Origin of the sequence: Laspinema sp. D2d (genome assembly GCF_025370755.1) — a bacterium.
Taxonomy (GTDB): domain Bacteria; phylum Cyanobacteriota; class Cyanobacteriia; order Cyanobacteriales; family Laspinemataceae; genus Laspinema.
In genome coordinates, this window is sequence record NZ_JAMXFC010000050.1 from 1 (window position 1) to 23,017 (window position 23,017).

Here is a 23,017-nt window from a genome sequence, read left to right on the forward strand (position 1 = left end):
AGACCCCTTACCTCTACATCCGCTCACTTTACCCCTCAATACTTGTTAGGGGTTAAAAACATATATCTGTAAGAGGGCTAGGGTGGGGTCCCCGTGACGTGGCAAAGCCACGTCACGAGGAAACAGGTTTCCCCAGCCTCCATACAGGCGCGTAAGCACGAAAGAGTGTGTGACGAAGCGGTAAGCGGAGCTATCCCGTAGGGAATCGCCTCATCAGAAGAACCCCACCCTAGCCCTCCCCTTGCCAAGGGGAGGGGACCGGAAAGGTAAAAAATTCTCCCCATCCTCCCCATCCTCCCCATCCTCCCCATTTCCCCTAAGCTACGATTAGGATATAAATCCCCCGACGTTCCTATTTAGCTTTGAAGCATTGATTCAGTCTGAGACCTTAGAACTCCTAGAATGGCCGCGCCTGTGCCAGCACCTAGCAACATTTGCTGGGACCAAGCTGGGAGCAATGGCTGCCGGTGACCTCCAAATTCCTGATACTTTGGAGCAGACACTGGTGCTGCTTGCTCAAACCCAAGAAGTCTATGAATTAGAAAATCAAGGACTCACTACCCTGTCCTTTGATGGCATCCATGATATTGGGGACTCCTTAGAACGGGCGGACTTGCATGGCATCTTATCTGCCGAGGAACTGCTGGCGATCGCCACTACCCTCTCGGGTGCCAGACAACTGCGACGCACCATTGATGATCACCCCCAATTGTCCGTTCTCAACCGTCTGGTTGCGGATCTGCGAACCTATCCTGAAATCGAACAGGAAATCCACCGCTGCATCGACGATCGCGCTCAAGTCGCTGATCGCGCCAGCACCCTGTTAGGGGAAATTCGCCAGCGTCAGCACACCGTCCGTGACCAGATTTATCAGAAATTGCAGAGTATCTTGCAACGGCATAGTAACGCCGTTCAAGAACAACTGATCACCAAACGGAGCGATCGCTTTGTGATCCCGGTGAAATCTCCCCAAAAAGATGCCATTCCCGGCATTGTTCACGATAGTTCTATGAGTGGCGCTACCCTCTATGTAGAACCCCATAGCGTCGTTGAACTCAACAACAAAGCCAGGGTCTTGCTGCGGCAAGAAAAAGCTGAAGAAGAGGCGATTTTGCGGGCATTAACCGCCAAAATTACCGAAGTTGTCGAAGATTTAGAGCGCTTATTGGCGATCGTCACCATCCTCGACTTGGCAACCGCCCGAGCCCGGTATAGTTACTGGTTAAATGCCAACCCACCGACCTTTATTAACCGAGGGGAAGAGGCAGAAACCATTACTCTGAGGCAACTGCGTCATCCCCTGCTCATCTGGCAACAACAGCATGAAGATGGCAATGCCGTCGTTCCCATTGATTTAATCGTCCAACCTCAAATTAAGGTTGTTGCCATCACCGGACCCAACACCGGAGGAAAAACCGTCACCCTGAAAACCTTGGGGTTAGGGGTTCTCATGGCGAAAGTCGGGTTATTCATCCCTGCCAGAGAACCTGTAGAACTACCTTGGTTTGACTTTGTATTGGCAGATATCGGAGACGAACAGTCCCTAGAACAAAGCCTTTCCACCTTTTCCGGTCATATTCGCCGGATTAGCAGGATTTTAGGGAGTTGTACCCCAGACTCCCTGGTATTACTGGATGAAGTAGGGGCCGGAACTGACCCCACCGAAGGTAGTGCCTTGGCGATCGCCCTGTTGCATCATCTAGCCGATTGCTCTCAGTTAACCATCGCCACCACCCACTATGGCGAACTCAAGGCCCTCAAGTATGAAGATGAGCGCTTTGAAAATGCCTCCGTAGAGTTTGATGAAGCCACCTTACAACCGACCTATCGCTTACTCTGGGGGATTCCCGGGCGTTCTAATGCCCTAACTATTGCGCGTCGTTTGGGGTTAAAAGCTGAAATTGTCGATCAGGCAGCGAACTTAGTCGCACCCACCGGCAATCAAGACGTCGATCGGGTGATTGCTGGATTGGAAAATCAACGCAAACAGCAGGAAACCAAGGCAAAAGAAGCGGGGCAATTGCTGGGAGAAACTGAACGCCTGTATCGGGAAGTCGCGGATAAAGCGCAGTCTTTGAAAGAACGGGAACGACAACTCCAGCAGTCTCAGGAACGGGCTGTTGCCGAGGCGATCGCCGTTGCCAAGCAAGAAATTGCCCAAGTGATTCGCCGGTTACAACAAGGCAACGTGACGGGACAAGATGCCAATCAAGCAACCCAGGACTTACAGGGAATTGCCGAAAAACATCTGCCCTCCCGACAACAAAAAGCCGCCAAACCGAAACCGGGATTTCGTCCCAAAGCGGGCGATCGGGTGCGGATTCCCCAAATTGGACAAACTGGCGAAGTGCTGGCAGTTGGGGAAGGGGACCTGGAAGTGACTGTGCGGTTTGGACTGATGAAAATGACCATCGGGATTACAGAAATTGAATCCCTGGATGGTCAAAAAGTGGAACTCCCGCCCAAAAAACCAGCCGCCACCCAAACCACGAAAGTTTCCCCAGCAGCAGAAGCAGCAACGGAAAAAGTGGCAACCCAAGCCCCCATCGTCCGCACCTCCCGAAATAACCTGGATATCCGAGGGGCCCGAGTTGCGGATGCGGAAATGGAACTGGAACAGGCGATCGCCGAACAAATTCCCCTAGGCGGTGCGTTATGGATTGTTCACGGCAAAGGAACGGGTAAATTGCGCCAAGGGGTGCAGGAGTTCTTGAAACAACATCCCCAAATTAGTCACTACGAACTCGCTCCCCAAAATGAGGGCGGTTCCGGTGTTACAATTGCGTATCTTAAATAGGGAATAGGATTGAGGATAGGTGAAGATAGGGGAGATGGGATAGGATTGAGGATAGGTGAAGATAGGGGAGATGGGGAGGGTGGGGGAGATGGGGAGGATAGGGGAGATTGAATCCTCGTGACTTGGCTCTGCCAAGTCATGCTCCTATGGAGGCTCTGCCTCCAGTCCAGGATTAGGCGGCAGAGCCGCAAGATGTGCGTGACTCGGCAGAGCCAAGTCACGAGAAATAATTCTCCCCCCTCCTCCCCCTCTCCCCCACCACCCCCCAGCGCCCCCCCACCTCCCCCATCCTCCCCAGCTCCCCCATCCTCCCCACCTCCCCCATCCTCCCCACCCTCCCCAACCCCACCCACAGAGGTTAACGATGCGCCAGACCCTAAAATTAGCTTCCCCGGGTCAACCCAATGGTGTTGCTAACAAAGCGGCACCGATCGCTGCTTCTCCACCTTGGGAGGAAGTAGTGGGTGTGAATGCACCGACCCCGGCACAGTTGGATAACATCAAAACTCAATTAGATTTAGTCTTGCTGGCCCTGGAATGCTTGGCGGACATTGGTTCGGAAGCGATTCTGCGAACAGCAGAGGAGTTGGGACTCGAATCGGTGGTGGCCGATCGCGTCTCCTTGTGGCGACTGCGCCAATCGAATCCCATGCGGAAAAGTCAGGGGGGCCGCAAAAAGCTGGATGTGGAGGAAGCGCGATCGCTGGTGATGATTATTTGTCACCTGGCAAAAACCCACCACGAATTGATCCGGCGTGGCGTGGCCCTGCTGGAACAGCTAACCGAACAAAACCGCCCCCCTCATGAAGCGTCTATGTTAGGCGACTTTATTGACACTTTTTGCAACACCTACCAAGAACGCATGGAAGATGGAGACACCACATCCCCGGACCTGCTGACTCATTTAGCGCTCAAACTGCTGATTGATTTACTCTTCTATAGCGGTCCTAGCGGTCATCGACGGCTATGGTTGGCTTTGCTCGATCGCTCAGTCAGTCGTTAACCTTTCATTTAGCACTATACCCCCTCAAAACTTTCTCATGCCATCGTTCAATTCTGTTCTGCGAAGGTACACGCCCCCCACTTGCACCCTAGAGATTGTGGCAAAAAGCTCCCCTCTCGCCAAGTGGATGGGCAAACCTGTCCTGAAACAATTGCGCTTTCAACTCAGTTTTGATGCGCCGCAATTGCCCGAGGAACAACAAGTTACCATTCGCGGCGACGCCCGATCCCTGGACGCTTTATCTCATGCCGTCACAACTTATGTCCAGGGTTTCTTGCAGGAGTCGCCCCAACGCCTCAATGCCACTTATTTCGCTGCTGAAGCTGACACCACCGCTACGCCGTCAGAAATCCCAACGCAGATTACCGAACCCACCACCCGCTTACAATCTCCTCCCCCGGTCCTAGAGGAAAGCCCATTGCCTGGTTTCCCCTCTTCCTCACCGGATCCAGTCTCCTGGAATTCTCAAACCCCTGAACCCATTCTGGGTATTTATTTAAAACCTCGCGGGTTACTGGCGCATGAGTTACATTTCGGTGAACTCGCTACCCCCGAATCCGGTCCCCTGGTGAATTTGGGAACGTTGCAATTATTTGACCTCGCCACGGCCCTAGATTCTGCGTCAGCGGATTTACTCGCCTTACCGAATTTAGGCGGAGTTGCTGGATTGTCCAAGACTCCCCCTTGGCTGGCGATCGCTGCAATGGCCCTTTTTACCGTTGGCGTCAGCGCCTCCCTGGTCAAACTGCTCAATCCCGCTACAGAAGGGGATACGCCCACGGTTGCTCAAAGCCCCTCTGAACCCTTACCTGAGCAGAATGTAGCCCCCGTTACGCCTCCAGTCGTCTCCCCTCCGACCGTTCCCCCCGGGGCAAATCCGGCCCAAAATGCCCTCCAAACCCCCCCGAACGGTCAACAGCCCACCCTACCCCCCAAGGCCCCAACTTCACCTCCAGTACCTGCGGCAGCCCCTCCGGTGGGTCAAACCACTCCGCCTCCAGCACCCCAACCAGCCCCCACCCGTGCCCCATCGGCATCACCTCCGGCGGCAGCGCCCCCGGTTGCCTCAACACCGAGACCCCTCATGCAGGAAGGGCGGCAAAGTGGCTTGCAGATTCCACCGGCTGGATCAGCCCCCCAACGCCCCCAAGTCGAGTTAGAAATTACTCCCGACGATTCGGACCCGATGCCCCCCATCCGTCCCCTCCCCTCCCTCGCAGACGACCCCATCCCCGAACCCCCGGATTGGGATGAACTGATGGCACAAAGGGGAAATTCTACAACTGCACCGCAACCCAGTTTCCCACCGATGCAACAGACACAAGAACGGGTTCCGACTCCGGCACCAACCCAACCCGCTTCTCCTCAAGAAACCCGCCAAGGCGGCAATCCCGCCCCAGCATCACCTAATCGCGGACCCCTAGATGATGCACCGCCTCCCCTGCCCAATGTGCGCCTAGATTCCTTGGCAGGTGTCCCGCAAGCAGCCGACGAGAGTCTGGTATCGGAAGCAGAAGGGATTGATGCGATCGCCCTAAAAGCCCCTCCCACAGAGTTACCCGAGTCTACCTGGACTGCCGGGGATGTCCCCGCAGAAAGTGCCACCCAGACACCATCTATCTTTGAGGACCCGCCCCAACTTGCTGAGGCGAAGAGTTATTTCCAAGACACCTGGCAACCTCCCGAAGGGTTTAAGGACAAATTGGAATATGTTCTCACCCTCAATCCCGATGGCTCGATTCAGCAAATCGTCCCCCTCGGAATTGCCTCGGGAACCCACATCGATATAAGTGGTGTACCCCTGCAAGGGACTCCGTTTGTCTCACCCTTACCCGAGGCCCAGTCTCTGCAAATTCGCGTCGTCCTCGAACCCGATGGTCGGGTCTTGACTTTTGCCCAATAATTTGGAACAATAAAAAGTTATTTTCAAATCGGGAGATTGACCTCACTCGGGTCAGTCTCCCGATTTTTTTGGGAATTTGGGAATTAATACAAAACTTTACATACATTTAATTTACCCTTTTTTAATAAACCACACCCTAAAAATTGGGATTCTCTTCAACTGCGAAGGAAGGCTATGTTCGGATAACCCCACCCTTCAGGGTGCGGAATTTTATTGCAAATTAAATGTGTCAAAATCCTCTAGCTGAAAATTCTTTCAAAAAAACTATGGAGTGAGGGGTGACACCCCCCATTCACCGTGTTATATTAAATTCTGTAGATGCACCCTGATGGCAAGCGCCCAAGCTTTTGGGCGTTTTTTTTTGTCTAAAATTAGGCAGGGGTAGCGGTGGATGGGAAACCGGGAGTAGGTTTTTTACGATCAGGGGGATTTGCCTAACATTTAACTGCACCTCCGGTCCCCTCCCCTTGGCAAGGGGAGGGTTAGGGTGGGGTCCTCTTGACTGGCGCAAGCAAGTCACGAACAAAGAAATGCACCTCCGATCCCCTCCCCTTGGCAAGGGGAGGGTTAGGGTGGGGTCCTCTTGACTGGCGCAAGCCAGTCAAGAGCAATGTGTGGATAGAGGGTGTCGGCAGTGACTGGCGTAAACAAGTCACGAAGAAAGAGGTTTCCCCAACCTCCATACAGGCGCTTACACCCGAAAGAGTGCGTTATGTGGCGATCGCCACATAACGAAGAACCCCACCCTAACCCTCCCCTTGCCAAGGGGAGGGGACCGGAGGAGTTGCGATCGCCCCTCCGGTGACATCAAACCCGGTAAAATCGGGAAACCTGAGATTAACCCCTGGTTTTATCCCCCCGCGATTTATGATTGCCATTGAAGAAGTCGTGAATGCGCTCGACTGCAAAGACTATCGAGAAGCGGCAAAATTACTCAAGGCCCTCCGTGAAGAATCACCCCAGAATCCTTGGGTGGGGTTTTATGTGGGGCGATATTATGAAGAAACCGGGAAACTAGATCAGGCAGAGAAAGCCTATCGACGGGTATTGCGCGAGGTAACCAATCCGAAGATAGTGTCTCAGGCACGGCAGGGGTTAAAGCGCATCGAAACCCAACCCAAAAAACGAGTTAAAGAGGCGATCGCCCAAGTCAAAAGTGATCCATCCCAGCTTAAACCCGGGTTGCTGGTGATTGAACCGATTGATGTGGCACAAAGAAGCGAACTGGTGACCAAGTTTGCGCGGATTATGCAGCTACAACCCTATAACGCTAAACTGTTGCTGCCGACGAGAACCTGGCGGATGTACCGAACTGGGGCGATCGGGGAATTGCGAGTGTTTGTCTCGGAACTGCGACAAGCGGGAATTAATTGTTTTTGTGCCACCTTAGAGGAAATTAATCAAGTGCGGGTGTTTCGCATCACTCATTTTGAAGCGATCGCACCCCAGGCGGTGGTGATTTGCAAAGACGAGAGCGATCGCGTGGGTCAAATCGCCTTTAATTGGTCCGAAGTCAGCCAACAAGTTGAAGGCAACCTCCCCATTTTCAAACAAGTTGCCGTCGAAAACCATCGCCGCACGGAAGTCACTTATAAACAAGAAATGCACGAATATGTCGGCATGAAAGACTTGCACATACCCGGGAGAGGCTGCATCCTGCGTCTGTGCGAAGAACATTATCAATTTGATAAAGGATATGCCTTCATTCCGGGACAAGACAACTCGGGGAAAAAGCAAAAATACAGCATTGACAGCATGAGTATGCACTTAAAATGGCAAACCCTGATTAAAGTCCTCAAACAACACCTCTCAGAAGTCCCCACCTGGACCGACTTTACCCCCTTCGCCGAAACCACCCTTGCCGAAGCAGATATGCTAGAGCGCATCCCCTCTCACATTCATCTGTTCCGAGTGCAACCGAGTCCCTGGGATCCGGCTTTTCACTTGTATAGCAGCCTAGTTTTTCTCAAACCCTATTTGTAAGTGAACGACAGAGTTAGGACAAGAAACCGGGTTTCTAGCCCTTTGTTGCTCAGTAGCCGGAATGTTCTGAAGAAACTCTGTTTCTAACCCATTCTGTACCCCTGGACTAAAAACGGGGTGACCCGATGACAGGGTGGCACAACCTCATCAATCTGATTATGATAGAGTAATTAATAAACCCTACTTCGGCAGGAATCATCATGTTAGCCACCACCCCCACTTACCGGATCACTTGGGAAAAGTTGCCCGATGATTTTGTGCTGCCTGATGACCCAGTGGATAATATCAATCAACCAACTCTTGCGGCAGCCTTAACCGAAAGCCTACAGTTAGCGGGAAAACTCCCAGAAACCGCCCTCACCACCACCAACTACGGCATTTGTGCCACCCTCAATGGCAAATTCGTAGTCAAAGCGCCAGATTGGGCCTGCATTCCCCATATTACAGTTAAACGCTCGGAAGTCGAGCGGAGTTATACCCCCCGACTCCAAGGAGAAATTCCCGCCCTCATTCTGGAGTTTTTATCAGAAACGGAAGGGGGAGAATATTCCATCAAAGAAACCTATCCCCCAGGAAAATTCTACTACTACGAGCAGATTTTGCAAGTTCCCAGCTATGGCATTTTTGACTTAGAAACGGGGACATTAGAACTGTATCGGTTAGGGGAAAACAAGCGCTATAAACTAGAATCTGCAAATGAAGAAAGCCGGTTTTGGCTACCCGAAATGCAGCTATTCTTGGGAGTATGGCAAGGAAAACGAGACAATCGGGCCGGATACTGGCTACGCTGGTGGGATTTAGATGAGAATTTACTCTTATGGGGTACAGAACGGGTCGAACAGGAACAGCAACGGGCTGAACGATTAGCGGCTCAACTTCGTGCTGCGGGAATCGAACCGGAGGAATGACCTATTCTGAGTTGTGGAAGCGCAACAACTAGGAAAAATTGTCACAAGACCCGCAATTTTTCCCAGAAGGGAGCCAACCTTAATAATCCGAAAAGTATCAATTTTTTATCCAATTGACCAGTTCTGCAAGCCAATTCCCTTGATTCGGCGAAAACGTTTGCAACCCACTGACTCGCGCCTCAGTCACCACGCAAATCGCCCCATCAAATTTGCTTAAATCCGTGAGAAATCTCTCACTAAATCCTGACATTTCCGGTGCAGTTAGAGTTTCGTAAAACACTAAAATGATAGGTTGTTCCGATTCTAACGTCAATTCATCCCAATAAGATTGCAGATCTGCCATTGTTTTCGGTGTACCATCTGCACTTTTGGGACAGTTAGTGCGGCGCATTTCATTGTAGATTTTAGCAGCAGGATTATCTTTATCGATAAACTTGCTGCCATCGATGTAGATTAACTGGAGGGATGAAGACAATCCCATTTCTTCCAGTTTGGCATAAAGGCGCTGGGGTAAATTGGAGACTGGTTCTGGTTCTACTTCATCCTCGTCACCCTGCCAAGCGCGATGGAATTTAGGATAGGGTAGGTTTTCGGCGCAATCCCAGATGAGTTCGTAGCAATCCAGAAAGTGCTGACAATCATCGGGATAAATTTTCTCCTTCAAGTAACTTTTTAAACCTGTTACGACTAGGGTTCTTTGTTCTGTTGTTGCTAAAATTCTTCTTAAACTATATACGGTTTTGCTACGGATTTCTTGCTCAGAAGAGGAATCAAGAAGTTTGAGTAATGAATGATTTTTTCATTTTTGCTGTTTTTTAGGACAAAAATAAGGCATTCTATTACTTCAGGGCGTGGATCACCAATTTGTTGTAAAAATAAAAAAGGCTCTTTCCATTCCACATCATCTTTTATTTTGTAAAGATGCTCTATAGCTGAAGAAATATTAATAAATTTACAAGGAATATCTATTGGGGGACAAATGACAGGCGGCAATTCATGAAAATTTAGATTTAGCCCAGGTATGGAGCGAGTGGGAGCAATGCGATTTAAAGTCTGTCCCACCTGAACTTTTAACTGACTCCAAATCTTAGAGTTCCTCTTTTGTGATTCCCAGTCTTTTTCTAAGGCATCAAAAATATAGCACTGTTTTTCTAAGAATTGAAGAGCCTTTTCTTGATTTGTTTCCTGTAGTGTTGATCTCGCTGCCTGTTCAATTGAATCTAAAAATTTTTCCCACTTATTTTTTAGTGGGTTCCAATATCCAAAAGCATAAATCATTAGTCTCTCTATAATAGGATCGGAAATATTAGATGATATAAAACTATTACATTCTGCAAGTCCCCCTGCGGCTAAAAAAATAGCACTGTAGGAATAAAAATTTATGCATCCATCCTTAAAATCAAATAACTTCTGGATAAATTCCTCTTTGCTTTCCTTCAGTACATCTTCGCGCCCCAACCATAGCAAAATCGTCTGTTTCCACAGGGGATCAAAGATGCGATAGGACTTCTTGCCGCGAACCGGGCGATCGCAATGTTCTCTAGGCAAGAAAAAATCCCAATCCTCAAGGCTTAACGCTGCGAAATATTCCTGAAACGTGGCGTGATAGAAAGCGTAAACATTCTCTGATTCGTCTTCTACTGCTACTCCGACATCATTTAACCAACTCAGTTCCAGGGCTAAAGCAAACAGAGAGTTATCATCATCGCGATCGCCCAATACCTCGGTAACCAACCGATGCGGCAGGCGAAACGGAGAGGCGGGATCATCGATTCCGCGCTTCGCTAACTCGCCAAATGCTTTATTAAGCTCATCACGCTGAGTTTTAATAGTATGAAAACGCTTGTTTTTGCTGTTGCTTTTCCATATATAGAATTGATCCACAAATCTTTTGTAAAGTTCTGCCTGAGTTTTCGGCAATCCTCTGGAGATTTGCCAAGTCATGCACAGCAGAGTCAGGCGCAGAGGATTTTTGACTAAATCCTGAAGGCGCTGATATTCGGCTTTGGCTAATTCCTGGCGCAGCGCTTCACCATTGGCGGGGTCCTTTACAAAAAACTTACGGATGAACTCTTGCACATTAGAGGGATAGTTATAATTCAGCATCCGATAAGTCTCGAACGCTTCCAAAGCATTGAGATTCGCTTCCCAGACATTAACCCGACAAGTTAGAACCACCCGCGCTGAGGCGATCCAGCCTTTCAGTTGGGTGGCGATTTGCTGGAGTGGCAATCCTGCGGTGGCCCTTTCCTTCGCCATCTCATCCACCCCATCCAGCAGCAACCACACCCGCCTTTGTTCCAGTTGCGCCAGAAAGTCTTCTCGCACCTGTTCACTCAGGCGCGATGAGGGAATCCCTTGTTTTAGCCAAGTTTCCCGCAAATAGTCGCCGAGTTCCCGTCCCTGCAAGTCAGCTAAGGAAATCCAAATCGGCAAATCTGAGCGTTCCTCTAAAATCCAAAAGGCGATTTTTTGCAGCAGGGTGGTTTTTCCGGCACCCGGTTCGCCGATGATGGCAATCTGCCGCCCTTTGGTTTTGCCTTCCCCTTTGCCGAGGATATCTTGCAAAAACTGATCATGTTCAAAGCGCTGTTTTTCTTCATATCCCGTGGGTTCGTAGAGTTGCGAACCCTCTTCGGCGCGAGTCTCCCCAGGGCGTTTGTCACGCTGGCGTCGTTCCACCAGCGCCAGGGGAACGTGAATGTCATCGAGGTTAAAGTTGATATCCTCGTTGGCGGTGAGGAGGTTGCTGCTGAGTCTGCGGTTAAGCATGGTTTCGCAGACTTCGCGCCAGTCGGGGGGAGTTGACTTAACCGGATCCCATTCCGGTGGCTGGAGTCAGAAGTGAATGCCCCCTTCAATATTATTATTGTTGCCCTGAAAAACTCCATTAACAGTATTTGCCTGGACACCACCAGAAATGTTATTTCCCTGGAAGCCACCACTAATGGTATTTCCCTCAAATAATACTTTAATTTCCTCTAGTAGCTTTTGGGTATCAATGTTTGGATCTGCCTGAGCCTCAGTTGCGACTTCCTGGACTGCTTCACGAATTTCTGGATCTTCCTGTGCGGCAGCTTTCAGTTCCCGGACTGCTTCACCATAGTCTAATGGGGTTAGGTTAGGCTTTTTCAGATCAGCAGCTAGTTTCGGCAGTTTGGCTTGGATCCCATTCCATAGATTACCACCTTTGTCAAGGAGATTTTCTCCTACTTTTCCAAGCCCTCCTTGAGCAATTGCAGTTAGTACCCAAATCGCGATCGCGGTCAGTTCCACGGGTTCCATTGATTTATCTGTAATGATGGCAGGACATTAGAAGTATTTTCCGATTTTACTCTGATCTGGGCAGATTTGAAGTATCGCATCGATCCGCTGGCAGTTGGGTTCGGACTAGGCAAGCCTAGATTCTTTATCTAAAGCAAGATTACATTGGTCTCAAATCTCAACAAAGGAGACGAAAGATGCCGGAAAATCAAGAAATTCGCCAAATTCAACCCATTGAAGAAGTGCCTCTGCCAGAGGAACTCATTCAATGTCCCCATACCTGGAACCAAGATGGAAGCAGTCCCACCGATATCATTAAATCAATCGCTTTGTTGATATCTGAGACAGCCGCCCTGATTACAGCAATCAAAGAATGGCGTAAATAACAACCCGCCTCTAGCAGTAATTTTCCAGGGTCGGGCAAGGGTAGGAATTAGAGGGTTGCGGTAATTCTCCTACCCTTTAGATGCTCAATCTGTTGCTGCATCTGCTAGTGTTGTTCTGCGGAAAAAATAGGAGTGAAGGGGGCATCGGATGAAGATGAATGCGATCGCCTCTTTCCCAGCTATACTAACAAAGCATCCAGTTTATACCGACTCCCATATTCTGCGCGAAGTTCATCCCGATACCAATCGGCTAATGTCACAAATTTAGACAATTCTTGATAGCTGTCACTAAGGGTAACGTAGCGCCCATCGGTTAACCGAACTGCACTCAGTCCAGTTCCGATATGAAACAGGAGATACTCCTGCGCCATACCTTGAGCATGGTGCAACTCATTCACACTATCAATATCGTCTCCCAAATGGGCATCACCAAACGGACTTAAAATTGTTTCTGACTCAAACAACTCTCCACCTCCTGTCATTTCCCAGAGTTCGATTAAGTCATTGGGGAGTTTCAAGTTCCGTTTTTCTAGCCAAGTCTGTAAGCGGTTGGCGGCGATCGCACCATTCCATACAAAAAGTTGCGGATGATGGGCTGAATCTTCGATTAGGATATGATTCATTGGCTTGCTAGTGACTCCTCTAAAAATGTTATAAATTTGTAGGTATTTTTTTCAAATCGGACTCCCTGACCTAGGGCGTTATAAATGTCGATAACTTTATCACCGATAAACTTTCGGTGGGGGTTGGTGAGGATATTTTGAATTAATACTTCGGCGTTTTGTTGGGTAGCAAAAATTCCTTCAAAGGCTGAAATGTATCCTCCTGAGAGGGAGTGTCCCCGTTTTTTGGCGATCGCTCTTGCACCTTCTGTAGTTTCTCCCCGAACTCGCCTCGAACTTTGTACAACATTTTCAATTTCTGTTTCTGTCAATGCCCCTGGGTTTTGGATTGATTATTTTTTATTATAATCAACGATAGGGCAACCTCTGAAGGGGTTACTACAAACGTTAAATCCTCACCAGCCCTTGACAAAACTGAGATTTTATGGTATATCTCCGAGATATGATGCCAGACCCCTGAATTTCTGTGAAACCGTGGTGGTTTCCTGGAATTTTTGCCAGTTACACTGAAATAAGCTGTAAGGTCCATGAAAACCCTTAGTCTTGTTGGAAGGTGGTACTGTGCCAAATCGCAATTTTTTGATTCCTTTCTCCATCGCCCTTGGTTTGTTTACGGTGGCTCCACCTGTGATGGGACAGGCTTTATTGCCTCGGACTCTCCAGCTTGATGGGACTCAGTTGGAACAGCAAGGGTTGTTTCTGGCGGAAGAAGCGGCTCAGTTGGCGAGATTTCAGCAATTTGAACTGGCTTTAGCCCGTGCGGAACTGGCGGCCCAGCTTGCGCCGAATGCGCCCCAAGCCTGGGGGATTTTAGGCAGTTTGTATCTCCAGTCGAAGGAGTTACCGAAGGGGATTGCAGCGTTGGAACAAGCCCGATCGCTGGATCCGGAGAATCATGTGGTGATGTTTGCCCTCGGTTCGGCTTATTTTCAGCAACAAAATTACCAGCAGGCGATTAACTCCCTGCAAGCGGGATTAAAACTCCAACCGGATGTCACCGGGGCTTTATTCGATTTGGGCAATGCCTACTACATGACGAGAGAGTATCGAGAGGCGATCGCCCAATATGAACGCGCTGTTGCCCAGGATGAAACCTTTTGGCCTGCCATTAACAATATCGGCTTAGTCGAATATGAACAAGGGAATGCGACTGCGGCGATCAAGCAGTGGGAAACAGCCCTCAGCATCGACTCTGAAGCTGCGGAACCGATGATGGCGATCGCGGTGGCAATGTATGCTCAAGGAAATCGAGAACGGGGTTTATCCCTCGGAGAAACAGCATTGCGGATTGATCCGCGTTATGGGGAAGTAGATTTTCTGGTGGAAAATCTCTGGGGTAGTCGCCTCGTGGAAGATACTAAAAAATTCCTCGAAACTCCGCGCATTCAAGCAACCCTCGCGCAATTAGAACCCACTCCCAACAGCAATTAATCCTGGACTGAATCCCATAAAAGGGGAAGGATAAAGGCTCAAGGATGAAAATCACCCCGTAAATCTATCTTCCATCCCTAAGACCCTAATCCTTCATCCTCCATCCCTCATCCCTCCTCTTTGGGCAGTAGGGCCGCAATCTGGTCAACAAACTCCTGATGATCTACCACGGGTTTAGAAATGTAGCCATCGGCCCCACTCTGTTCCAGAAAAGCTTCCTTATCCCCCGCCATCGCGTGTGCCGTGACCAAAATAATCGGCAAATAGGAGGTTTTGGGGTCCGCTTTGAGCATTTGAGTAATTTTGATGCCATCCACTGCCTTGCCTTGGTAAACGCTGCGAGACAGGGACACATCCATTAAAATCACATCCGCCTCACCGGCTTGGGCAATTTGCATCACCTCTTCCACATTTTCGGTATGCTTGACATTGAGGCCACCCCGCTTGGTGAGGATTTTAGAGAAAACCCTAGCGTTGACCAGATCGTCCTCCACAATTAGAACGGTTCTCATATCCCTTTCCTTTTCATTTAATCAATCGGATGCGCTTTATCGTCAGACTGTCAGGAATGATAGTACGCTGACAAAGTGTCCTCCGCTCTTCTTCTCTTCGCTAACGATAGCGTTATTGAGCGCAAAAAAGCAGGACACTGTTGGAAGTTGGTTTGGTTTAAGGAACGAAACTCATGGCTAAACAATTGAACCTACTGTCTACTGGACAGGTTATCCCGACTGCTTTGCACGTTGAAATGCAACAGTCCTACCTTGAATATGCCATGAGTGTGATCGTGGGGAGGGCGTTACCTGACGTCCGAGATGGCTTAAAGCCCGTCCACCGCAGGATCCTATACGCGATGCACGAGTTAGGATTATCTCCCGATCGCCCTTATCGCAAATGTGCTCGGGTAGTTGGGGATGTTCTGGGTAAATATCACCCCCACGGCGATCAATCGGTTTATGATGCGATGGTGCGGTTGATCCAGGACTTCTCCAGTCGGTATCCCCTCCTCGCGGGTCATGGCAATTTTGGTTCGGTAGATAACGACCCCCCAGCGGCAATGCGTTACACGGAAACGCGCCTTGCCGAAATTGGCAGCGATGCCATGCTTCAGGAAATCGGTGAAGCGACGGTTGATTTTATCGGAAATTTCGATAATTCCCAGCAAGAACCGATCGTTTTACCGGCACAATTACCCATGCTGCTGCTGAATGGCAGTTCGGGAATTGCGGTGGGTATGGCAACCAATGTCCCTCCCCACAATTTAGGGGAGGTGGTGGATGCACTGATTGCTTTAATCGATAACCCGGATTTATCCGATGAAAAACTCTTCACCCTCATTCCCGGTCCCGATTTCCCCACTGGCGGGGAAATTATTGACACGGAAGGCATTCGATCCGCCTACACCACGGGACGGGGAATTATCCCGTTGCGCGGGGTGGCAAGGGTGGAAGAAATCCAAGGGGGACGCGGTAAACATCGGCGTCAGGCGATCGTGGTGACGGAGTTGCCGTATCAGGTGAATAAATCCGCCTGGATTGAAAAAATCGCGGATTTGGTGAATCATGGGCGGTTGGATGGGATTTCCGATCTGCGCGATGAGAGCGATCGCGATGGGATTCGCGTTGTCATTGAACTCAAACGGGAAACCAATCCGGAAGTAGTTCTGCAACATCTCTACCACCAAACCGCACTGCAAAATAACTTCGGTGCGATTCTGTTAGCACTGGTAGAGGCACAACCGCGCCAGTTATCCCTCCGGCAAATGCTGCAAGAGTTTCTAACCTTCCGGGAACAGACGCTCAATCGTCTCTACACCCATGAGTTGGAACGCACCCAGCAGCGTTTGGAAATTGTCGAAGGATTACTCAAGGCGCTGAACAATTTAGATGCACTCATCGAGATTTTGCGGAATGCCCCGGATGGCACTACGGCAAAAGCTGAATTGCAAAGCGAATTAGAACTCACGGAGAACCAAGCGGATGCAATTTTAGGGATGCCAATGCGCCGGATTACCGGATTGGAACGGCAAAAATTGCAGGATGAACGGAATCAACTCAATACCCGGAGGGAAGAGTTGGAACGGTTACTGGGCGATCGCCGGGAATTGCTCAAAGGGTTAAAGAAAGAGTTGCGATCGCTCAAAAAGAAATTTGGCGACCCTAGGCGCACCCGGATTTACAGCGTCTCTCCCGATCGTGAGACAGTGCTGGTGGCAACTCCTGACTCGGGGGAAGAAACCAGCCAAACTAAATCCCGCAAAGGCAAAAAGACAGCAATTCCCGAAGAAGTTGCACCCTCTCTACCGCTATTTGCTACTCCCCCAGAACCAGAAGAAACAGTTCTGGAATTTACCCGACGCGGGTATGTGCAGCGGTTGTCCCCGTCTACTTATGAGCGTCAGCAACAGAAACAGGAGGAAAATCCCGAGGTTCAAACCCTCGAAGCGGGGGCGGATTTTGTAGTAGAAACTCATGTTGCTTTTACGGATCAAGATGTGCTGATTTTGACCCGGGATGGTAAGGGATTCTCGATTAAAGTTGGGGATATTCCAGCGAATAAACGAGGCGCAAAGAAAACGCCGTTTGTGAGTTTATTTCCCCCAGCAGTGCATGGGAATCCCGATGCGATCGCCACGCAATTTATCCTCTCCGATTATCCCGAAACGCTGGATTTAATCTTCTTGACGGAACGGGGGAGAATTAAACGCTTACCGCTGTCAGAATTTGCCAATTTAACCGCACGAGGATTAACAGCCGTTAAACTAAAAGAAGGGGATGCGTTAGCTTATGCCAATTTAGCGACAGTGGGACAAGATATCGCGATCGCCACGTCTGGGGGAAGACTACTCCGATTTGCGATCGATGATGACAACCTCCCCATCACCAGTCGCGCCTCCATGCCACAACAAGCATTGCGCTTAGGCAAGGGTGAGAATTTGGTCGGATGTGTCGCACTCAGTCCGAGTGAGAAACTGTTGCTGGTGTCTAAATTGGGATACGGAAAACGCTTGCCAATGGATTTAGTCCGACTCGCCAAACCCGGAGATTTGGGTACTCAGTCGATGATGTTTAAAAATAAGACGGATGGGTTAGTCGGAATGGTGGCAGCGCTTCCGGATGCCGAGTTAAAGTTACTCACCAGTAGCGATCGCTTCTTGCGGTTGCCGGTTCAATCTGTGAAATCTAAGCGCAAAGATGACGCAGGCGATCGGTTAATCAAACTCGAACCGAAAGAAACCCTTGTTTATTTGAGTGTTTCCTCTCCCGAACCCGAACAATATGTCTAAGAAATCAGCCCAGTTAAGCTTGTTGGACTAAGATGACTCCTAAAGGAGTCACTACAAACGGTTGTTGTAGTCACCCCTTTAGGAAGGCTTTAAACCTCTTGAAGTGTTTTATAGGATAACCCAATGAAGCTCAATTTAATGGATGATACGTTACAAATTGAATTAGACTTTTGGGAGCAATTCTGGGCATTCAGCTTTGAGAAAGTTTTGACAACTCCCCTAAGTCATATTGTTAATGTCTCCACCGAAGAACCCAAAAGTAATTGGGCGGAAATCCGGGCGCCAGGAACGTTTTTACCGGGAGTCATTAAAGCTGGAACTTATTACAATACCGGGGGAAAAGAGTTTTGGTATGTCACCCGAGACAAAGATTATCTCACCCTGGAATTACGCGATGAACCCTTTAAGCGGATTATTTTAACAATAGATAATGCCTTAGATTGGGCAAATCGAATTCAAGGAGAAATTGAGGGAACCGACGTCACATATTAACGACTTGTCTTCGTGACGAAAGCTTACGCACAAGTCGCGCAAGTCGGGAGACTCTACCTCCAGACAACCGGCGAGGGGTTGAACCCTCGCCAGTTATTGCTAAAACTTGCAACCATTAGATCTGCCACTGAACCGATAACCCTTACCCCCCACTGACTGGGGGAATCAACACCACTTCATCCCCAGCTTGTAAGGGAGTTTCGGGGTCAACAAAATCGAGATTAATCCCAAAGCGAGTGATATCGCGCCAGCAGTCGAGTTCCGGGTGTTCAGCAATCAGGCGATCGCGCACTGCCACCACCGGAGTCCCTGGCGGAAATTCCAACACTAACTCAGGAACGCCATAAGCTTCTTGATAAGCAGCAAATAGTTTTACCGTAACAGCGATCGGGGGTTCAGACATCGTAAAACAATCACAAAAGGGCTAACTCTAATAACATACCTTGAACTTGTTAAACTCGCTCAATTCATTTATGATCAGGAAACCTAACAAGTTTCAGACTCCTGATGTTTATCCCCCATTTAAAATGCCAACTCGAAAAAAACCTCAATCCATCTATCAACTAAAAATTACCCTAAGCGAGATCCGCCCCCCAATTTGGCGACGAGTGCAAGTAAGTAGCGATTACACCCTAGCCGACTTACACGAAGTAATTCAAGTCGCAATGGGTTGGGGTAATTCCCATCTACATTCATTTACCATTCAAGAGGAAGAGTACGCAATGCCAATGGATGATGATTTTGGCTTTGCTGACATGGAAATCAAAAATGAAACCCCCGTCAAACTGAGCAAAATCATCCCCGGAGAAAAGTTTAAATTCTCATACCTTTACGACTTCGGCGATTCCTGGGACCATGACATCCTTGTCGAGAAAGTCCTGCCACCAGATCCGGATACCACCTATCCAGTCTGCATCAAAGCAAAAAGAGCCTGTCCCCCCGACGACTGTGGCGGTCCTGGGGGATATCAAGATTTCCTAGAAGCTATCCAAAATAAAAAGCATACGGACCATGAAGAAATGCTCGAATGGGTTGGTGGCTCTTTTGACCCCGAGGAAGCCAATTTGGATGAGATTAATGCCGAGTTGAAGAGAGTTTTCAAATGAAATAACTCCTCTTCCAAGCACGGAAAAACCTGGGACTTGAACTAACTTACGCACAGATTTCTTAGAGTAAGAATGAGAAGTTTGGTTTGTAAAACTAGACCGCTGATTACTGACTTCGTGGGAAAGTTCCAGGGTTGATCAAGTCTATCTCTGATGGAGATGGAGGTTAATAGGCATCCAAATCACTCGTTAGGGTTTGGGTTTTGTGTACTAGAATTTATAGCCGGGGATGTGTCAATAAGTTATAACTCTAACTTTTTAATTTGGTTCAGGGCCTCCTCCATGTCGCTTATTTTTCCTTGTTGCTGATATAAACTAGCTGATTTTTGAAAATTGTCGATAGCTTTCTTGGACTCTCCTTGTTTTCGATAAGCAATCCCCCGGTTGTAGTAGGCAAGAGCATCGTTGGGATTAAGTTCAATCACTTTAGTATAATCCCCGATCGCCTCACTCAAATTCCCTTGATAATGGTAAGCAATCCCCCTGTTCTTGTAGGCAAGGGAATCGTTGGAATTAAGTTCAATGGCTCTAGTATAATCCCCGATCGCATCACTCCATTTCTTTTGGTCAGAGTAGGCATTCCCTCTCTTTCTGTAAACAATGGCATAGTTGGGGTTAAGGTTAATGGCTTGGGTATAATCTGTGATCGCCTCAGTCACTTTTCCGTGATCATAATAGGCAATCCCCCGCCAGGTATAGGTATCGGCATTGTTGGGGTTAAGGTTAATAGCCTTAGTATAATCCGCGATCGCCTCACTCAATTTCTTTTGGTCATAGTAGGCACTACCCCTCCTGCTGTAAGCAATGACATAGTTCGGATTAAGACTAATGGCTTTCGTATAATCAGTGATTGCCTCACTCAATTTTCCTTGGTCATAGTAGGCAATTCCCCGCCAAGTGTAGCCGTCGGCATCCTTGGGATTAAGATTAATGGCTTTAGTATAATCTATGATAGCCTCACTCAATTTTCCTTGGTCATAGTAGGCACTCCCCCGTAAAGTGTAGGCATCGGCATCGTTGGGATCAAGATTAATGATTTGGGTATAATCTGCGATCGCCTCACTCAATTTTCCTTGCTTTTCGTAAGCAGGCCCACGGTTATAGTAAGCACGGGCATACTTAGGATTAATCTCAATAGCTTTAGTATAATCTGTAATGGCCTCACTCAAGTTTTCTTGGTCGTCATAGGCACTCCCCCGGTTGTTGTAAGCTTTGGCATCATTGGGATCTAGGTCAATAGCTTGGGTATAATCCGCGATCGCCTCACTCAATTTCCCTTGGTCATAGTAAGCATTCCCCCGGTTGTTGTAAGCATCAGCATAGTTACGATAGAGGTTAATGGCTTTCGTATAATCCGCGATCGCCTCACTCAATTTGTCTTGGTCAGAGTAGGTAAGACCCCGGTTGTAGTAAGCACGGGCATGGTTAGGATTAATTTCAATAGTTTTCGTATAATCCGCAATTGCCTCACTCAATTTCCCTTGCTTATAGTAGACAATCCCCCGCCCGTGGTAAGCATCGGCATGATTGGGTTCTATGTCAATGACTTTAGTATAACCCGCGATCGCTTCACTCAACTTCCCTTGCTCATAGTAGGCACGACCTCGATTGTAGTAGGCACTAACATAGTTAGGCTTCAGGTTAATGGCTTGGTTATAATCTGTGATCGCCTCACTCAATTTGCCTTGGTCGGAGTAGGCATTCCCCCGGTTGACGTAGGCCTTGGCAAAGTTAGGATCTAGGTTAATAGCTTGGTTATAATCGGCGATCGCCTCACTCACTTTCTTTTGGTAGTAGTAGGCAAGACCCCGATAGTGATAGACAGTAGGATCCTTGGGATTAAGGTTAATCGCTTTGGTGAAATCGGCGATCGCCTCACTCAATTTCCCTTGGTTCCCATAGGCAATTCCCCGGTTGTAGTAGACAATAGCATCCTGGGGATTAAGGTTAATGGCTTGAGTAAAATCTGCGATCGCCTCACTCAATTTCCCTTGTTGATAGTAGGTAAGACCCCGACGGTGGTAACCATCGGCATCATTGGTCCGAATTTCATTAAAAAATGTACAAGCCCCTCCCCCCAGCAGCAGTAAAGCAAGTAATATGATTTCCGTAGCGTGGCCCTTTCGCAGTGTAATCATAATTTTACTCCTGAGTGAATGAGTGAATTGTTGTTCAACACAATTGCTTTGCCGATGAAGGCTTGCCCTATTCAAATAAAAACAGTCGATCATTCCCACTATGATTATAGGAGCAAATTTAGGCGGACGTCATCCCCTTGCTAGAACTTTAGGACAAGAGGGATTTACCTGCTAGGAGTTGTCTGCTTTAATTTGCTCTATCACCCAGGCGCGAAAGGCTTTTAATAAGGTGGTTTCCCCTACGGTTTGGCTTTGTTCTAGGAATTTGGCGACTTCGGTAACAGGTAATACGGGAAAGGCTAGAGAGTGCTCGGTTTCTACATAGTTGCCCGATCGCAATTGCAAAAACTTGACCTCACTGCGATCGCATCTCCAGATTTCCGGTACTCCCATTGCTGCATAAATCCCTTCTCGGTCAATGGAACTGCTGGTGACATCCACTTCGATAACTAAATCCGGCGGCGGGTCGGTTTTCAGGTCGAGGTTCCGTTTGCCTTTGATAGCAGTCTCATTTTGGATATAAAAACTTGAATCGGGTTCTGAACCGCGAGCCAAGTCTGGGTTTTTTAATGTAGTGGAACCCGATCTAATTATTTCTATATTTAATACATCTGCTAACACACCCACAAGCGCCGTGATTAATTCTTTCGGATTCTCATGTTCAAATAGTGGGGTCATGATTTCTAATAATCCTCGGTCATAATGTAGGCGAATATTGCGCTGATCTCCCATTTCATTTAATAAGCGTTCGTAAGTCTCCCAGGTAATATTCTGGAGTAAGACTCTGCCTCCTGTGGGTGCTTTGGTTTTAGGGGTGGTAATCATGATAAAATTTCCTCCAACGATCGCTTACTGAGATTTGGATTGAATTTGCTCTTTCACCCAAGTGCGAAAAGCTTTTAATAACGTAGTTTCCCCTACGGTTTGGCTTTGTTCTAAAAACTTGGCGACTTCGGTAACGGGTAATACTGGAAAAGCTAGAGAATGCTCAGTTTCTACATAGTTGCCGGACTGCAATTGTAAAAACTTGACCTCACCGCGATCGCATCTCCAGATTTCCGGTACTCCCATTGCCGCATAAATCCCCTCTCGGTTAATGGAACTACTGGTAACCTCGATTTCGATAACTAAATCCGGTGGTGGGTCGATTTTTAAATCGATGGTGCGTTTGCCTTTTATCTGTGGTTCATTTTGGATATAAAACCCGGAATCGGGTTCTGAACTGCGTGCTAAATCTGGGCGATTGAGGGTAGTTGAACCAGCACTCACAATTTCAATATTGAGGACATCTGCTAACGCGTCCACGAATTTTTCTAATATTCGCTTGGGATTCTCATGTTCAAATAATGGGGTCATGATTTCTAATAATCCTCGGTCATAATGTAGGCGAATGTTGCGATGATCTCCTATTTCATTTAATAAGCGTTCGTAAGTCTCCCAGGTAATATTCTGGAGTAAGACTCTGCCTGGGGTGGGTGCTTTGGTTTTGGGGGTGGTAATCATCAGAAAATTGGCTCCCAACTACGAAAATTTCGTTTGACTCCCTCCACTGCGATCGCCTGTGTGAATCGAGGTGGAGGGCTTTGTTTGAGGATATTATAGCTTTGTCTAGGTCTTTGGGGGCGATCGCATCGCCTACACCCCCTCCGAAAGCCACTTCTGTTTAGCTGTTTAGCCGTAATGTGAGATAAAAAAAC

The 23,017-nt window shown here is 48.4% G+C and carries 20 protein-coding genes; 10 read left to right on the forward strand and 10 right to left on the reverse strand.

The window, feature by feature from the left end; all coding sequences use genetic code 11:
- Nucleotides 1-370: 370 nt before the first annotated feature.
- The 5 genes from NG796_RS23785 to NG796_RS23805 all read left to right on the forward strand — a co-directional run bounded on the left by NG796_RS23785 (nucleotide 371) and on the right by NG796_RS23805 (nucleotide 8,594).
- Nucleotides 371-2,797: an endonuclease MutS2 gene (locus tag NG796_RS23785; protein ID WP_261209684.1), complete on the forward strand. Its 2,427-nt coding sequence runs from the start codon at nucleotides 371-373 to the stop codon at nucleotides 2,795-2,797.
- A gap of 364 nt (nucleotides 2,798-3,161) precedes the next feature.
- Complete coding sequence (locus tag NG796_RS23790; protein ID WP_261209686.1) at nucleotides 3,162-3,800, forward strand: DUF3038 domain-containing protein; 639 nt, start codon at nucleotides 3,162-3,164, stop codon at nucleotides 3,798-3,800.
- Nucleotides 3,801-3,837: 37 nt separating this feature from the next.
- Nucleotides 3,838-5,703, forward strand: coding sequence for a DUF4335 domain-containing protein (locus NG796_RS23795; RefSeq protein WP_261209687.1), 1,866 nt, complete (start codon nucleotides 3,838-3,840; stop codon nucleotides 5,701-5,703).
- 867 nt (nucleotides 5,704-6,570) lie between these two features.
- Nucleotides 6,571-7,686 carry a tetratricopeptide repeat protein gene (locus tag NG796_RS23800; RefSeq protein ID WP_261209688.1) on the forward strand — a complete coding sequence of 372 codons (1,116 nt, stop codon included), beginning with the start codon at nucleotides 6,571-6,573 and terminating at the stop codon, nucleotides 7,684-7,686.
- A 200-nt stretch (nucleotides 7,687-7,886) separates the two neighbouring features.
- Nucleotides 7,887-8,594: a Uma2 family endonuclease gene (locus NG796_RS23805; RefSeq protein WP_261209689.1), complete on the forward strand. Its 708-nt coding sequence runs from the start codon at nucleotides 7,887-7,889 to the stop codon at nucleotides 8,592-8,594.
- A 97-nt stretch (nucleotides 8,595-8,691) separates the two neighbouring features.
- On the opposite strand, the gene NG796_RS23810 is transcribed toward NG796_RS23805, so the two are convergent.
- The 3 genes from NG796_RS23810 to NG796_RS23820 all read right to left on the reverse strand — a co-directional run bounded on the left by NG796_RS23810 (nucleotide 8,692) and on the right by NG796_RS23820 (nucleotide 11,879).
- Nucleotides 8,692-9,258, reverse strand: coding sequence for a hypothetical protein (locus NG796_RS23810; protein ID WP_261209690.1), 567 nt, complete (start codon nucleotides 9,256-9,258; stop codon nucleotides 8,692-8,694).
- A 59-nt stretch (nucleotides 9,259-9,317) separates the two neighbouring features.
- Entirely contained in the window at nucleotides 9,318-11,366 is a 2,049-nt protein-coding gene (locus tag NG796_RS23815; protein WP_261209691.1) for an NACHT domain-containing protein, read from the reverse strand.
- A 66-nt stretch (nucleotides 11,367-11,432) separates the two neighbouring features.
- Entirely contained in the window at nucleotides 11,433-11,879 is a 447-nt protein-coding gene (locus tag NG796_RS23820) for a hypothetical protein (RefSeq protein ID WP_261209692.1), read from the reverse strand.
- 176 nt (nucleotides 11,880-12,055) lie between these two features.
- On the opposite strand from NG796_RS23820, the gene NG796_RS23825 reads away from it, so the two are divergent.
- Nucleotides 12,056-12,244 carry a hypothetical protein gene (locus tag NG796_RS23825; RefSeq protein ID WP_261209693.1) on the forward strand — a complete coding sequence of 63 codons (189 nt, stop codon included), beginning with the start codon at nucleotides 12,056-12,058 and terminating at the stop codon, nucleotides 12,242-12,244.
- Nucleotides 12,245-12,423: 179 nt separating this feature from the next.
- On the opposite strand, the gene NG796_RS23830 is transcribed toward NG796_RS23825, so the two are convergent.
- Together NG796_RS23830 and NG796_RS23835 are read right to left on the reverse strand one after the other, a co-directional pair.
- On the reverse strand, nucleotides 12,424-12,867 hold the full coding sequence (locus tag NG796_RS23830; protein WP_261209694.1) for a hypothetical protein: 444 nt from the start codon (nucleotides 12,865-12,867) through the stop codon (nucleotides 12,424-12,426).
- The gene (locus NG796_RS23835) at nucleotides 12,864-13,178 is read right to left on the reverse strand and encodes a hypothetical protein (protein ID WP_261209695.1); all 315 of its coding nucleotides are present in this window, start codon (nucleotides 13,176-13,178) and stop codon (nucleotides 12,864-12,866) included. The genes NG796_RS23830 and NG796_RS23835 overlap by 4 nt, the downstream gene beginning before the upstream one ends.
- Nucleotides 13,179-13,428: 250 nt before the next feature.
- Here NG796_RS23835 and NG796_RS23840 point away from each other — a divergent pair, with 250 nt between their 5' ends.
- A complete protein-coding gene (locus NG796_RS23840) occupies nucleotides 13,429-14,298 on the forward strand; it encodes a tetratricopeptide repeat protein (RefSeq protein ID WP_261209696.1) in 870 nt (289 codons plus the stop codon).
- A gap of 107 nt (nucleotides 14,299-14,405) precedes the next feature.
- Here the strand turns inward: NG796_RS23840 and NG796_RS23845 are convergent, their stop codons facing one another.
- A complete protein-coding gene (locus tag NG796_RS23845) occupies nucleotides 14,406-14,810 on the reverse strand; it encodes a response regulator (RefSeq protein ID WP_261209697.1) in 405 nt (134 codons plus the stop codon).
- A gap of 173 nt (nucleotides 14,811-14,983) precedes the next feature.
- On the opposite strand from NG796_RS23845, the gene NG796_RS23850 reads away from it, so the two are divergent.
- Entirely contained in the window at nucleotides 14,984-17,584 is a 2,601-nt protein-coding gene (locus NG796_RS23850; protein ID WP_261209698.1) for a DNA topoisomerase (ATP-hydrolyzing) subunit A, read from the forward strand.
- A gap of 123 nt (nucleotides 17,585-17,707) precedes the next feature.
- Entirely contained in the window at nucleotides 17,708-18,076 is a 369-nt protein-coding gene (locus NG796_RS23855; RefSeq protein WP_261209699.1) for a hypothetical protein, read from the forward strand.
- Between the two features lie 142 nt (nucleotides 18,077-18,218).
- Here NG796_RS23855 and NG796_RS23860 read toward each other — a convergent pair whose 3' ends face one another.
- Nucleotides 18,219-18,479: a MoaD/ThiS family protein gene (locus NG796_RS23860; RefSeq protein ID WP_261209700.1), complete on the reverse strand. Its 261-nt coding sequence runs from the start codon at nucleotides 18,477-18,479 to the stop codon at nucleotides 18,219-18,221.
- Between the two features lie 124 nt (nucleotides 18,480-18,603).
- On the opposite strand from NG796_RS23860, the gene NG796_RS23865 reads away from it, so the two are divergent.
- On the forward strand, nucleotides 18,604-19,182 hold the full coding sequence (locus tag NG796_RS23865) for a plasmid pRiA4b ORF-3 family protein (protein ID WP_261209701.1): 579 nt from the start codon (nucleotides 18,604-18,606) through the stop codon (nucleotides 19,180-19,182).
- 242 nt (nucleotides 19,183-19,424) lie between these two features.
- On the opposite strand, the gene NG796_RS23870 is transcribed toward NG796_RS23865, so the two are convergent.
- From NG796_RS23870 to NG796_RS23880, 3 genes are all read right to left on the reverse strand, one after another.
- A complete protein-coding gene (locus NG796_RS23870) occupies nucleotides 19,425-21,320 on the reverse strand; it encodes a tetratricopeptide repeat protein (RefSeq protein WP_261209702.1) in 1,896 nt (631 codons plus the stop codon).
- Nucleotides 21,321-21,491: 171 nt separating this feature from the next.
- Nucleotides 21,492-22,145, reverse strand: coding sequence for a Uma2 family endonuclease (locus tag NG796_RS23875; protein WP_261209704.1), 654 nt, complete (start codon nucleotides 22,143-22,145; stop codon nucleotides 21,492-21,494).
- A 24-nt stretch (nucleotides 22,146-22,169) separates the two neighbouring features.
- Nucleotides 22,170-22,823, reverse strand: a complete 654-nt coding sequence (locus NG796_RS23880) for a Uma2 family endonuclease (protein WP_261209706.1) — start codon at nucleotides 22,821-22,823, stop codon at nucleotides 22,170-22,172.
- Nucleotides 22,824-23,017: the final 194 nt, after the last annotated feature.

Bases quoted from the DNA above. Each gene is read 5' to 3' on its own strand.
- NG796_RS23790 (WP_261209686.1), top strand. From the start codon at position 3,162: ATGCGCCAGACCCTAAAATTAGCTTCCCCGGGTCAACCCAATGGTGTT.
- NG796_RS23795 (WP_261209687.1), top strand. From the start codon at position 3,838: ATGCCATCGTTCAATTCTGTTCTGCGAAGGTACACGCCCCCCACTTGC.
- NG796_RS23800 (WP_261209688.1), top strand. From the start codon at position 6,571: ATGATTGCCATTGAAGAAGTCGTGAATGCGCTCGACTGCAAAGACTAT.
- NG796_RS23805 (WP_261209689.1), top strand. From the start codon at position 7,887: ATGTTAGCCACCACCCCCACTTACCGGATCACTTGGGAAAAGTTGCCC.
- NG796_RS23815 (WP_261209691.1), bottom strand. From the start codon at position 11,366: ATGCTTAACCGCAGACTCAGCAGCAACCTCCTCACCGCCAACGAGGAT.
- NG796_RS23820 (WP_261209692.1), bottom strand. From the start codon at position 11,879: ATGGAACCCGTGGAACTGACCGCGATCGCGATTTGGGTACTAACTGCA.
- NG796_RS23825 (WP_261209693.1), top strand. From the start codon at position 12,056: ATGCCGGAAAATCAAGAAATTCGCCAAATTCAACCCATTGAAGAAGTG.
- NG796_RS23830 (WP_261209694.1), bottom strand. From the start codon at position 12,867: ATGAATCATATCCTAATCGAAGATTCAGCCCATCATCCGCAACTTTTT.
- NG796_RS23845 (WP_261209697.1), bottom strand. From the start codon at position 14,810: ATGAGAACCGTTCTAATTGTGGAGGACGATCTGGTCAACGCTAGGGTT.
- NG796_RS23850 (WP_261209698.1), top strand. From the start codon at position 14,984: ATGGCTAAACAATTGAACCTACTGTCTACTGGACAGGTTATCCCGACT.
- NG796_RS23855 (WP_261209699.1), top strand. From the start codon at position 17,708: ATGAAGCTCAATTTAATGGATGATACGTTACAAATTGAATTAGACTTT.
- NG796_RS23860 (WP_261209700.1), bottom strand. From the start codon at position 18,479: ATGTCTGAACCCCCGATCGCTGTTACGGTAAAACTATTTGCTGCTTAT.
- NG796_RS23865 (WP_261209701.1), top strand. From the start codon at position 18,604: ATGCCAACTCGAAAAAAACCTCAATCCATCTATCAACTAAAAATTACC.
- NG796_RS23870 (WP_261209702.1), bottom strand. From the start codon at position 21,320: ATGATTACACTGCGAAAGGGCCACGCTACGGAAATCATATTACTTGCT.
- NG796_RS23875 (WP_261209704.1), bottom strand. From the start codon at position 22,145: ATGATTACCACCCCTAAAACCAAAGCACCCACAGGAGGCAGAGTCTTA.
- NG796_RS23880 (WP_261209706.1), bottom strand. From the start codon at position 22,823: ATGATTACCACCCCCAAAACCAAAGCACCCACCCCAGGCAGAGTCTTA.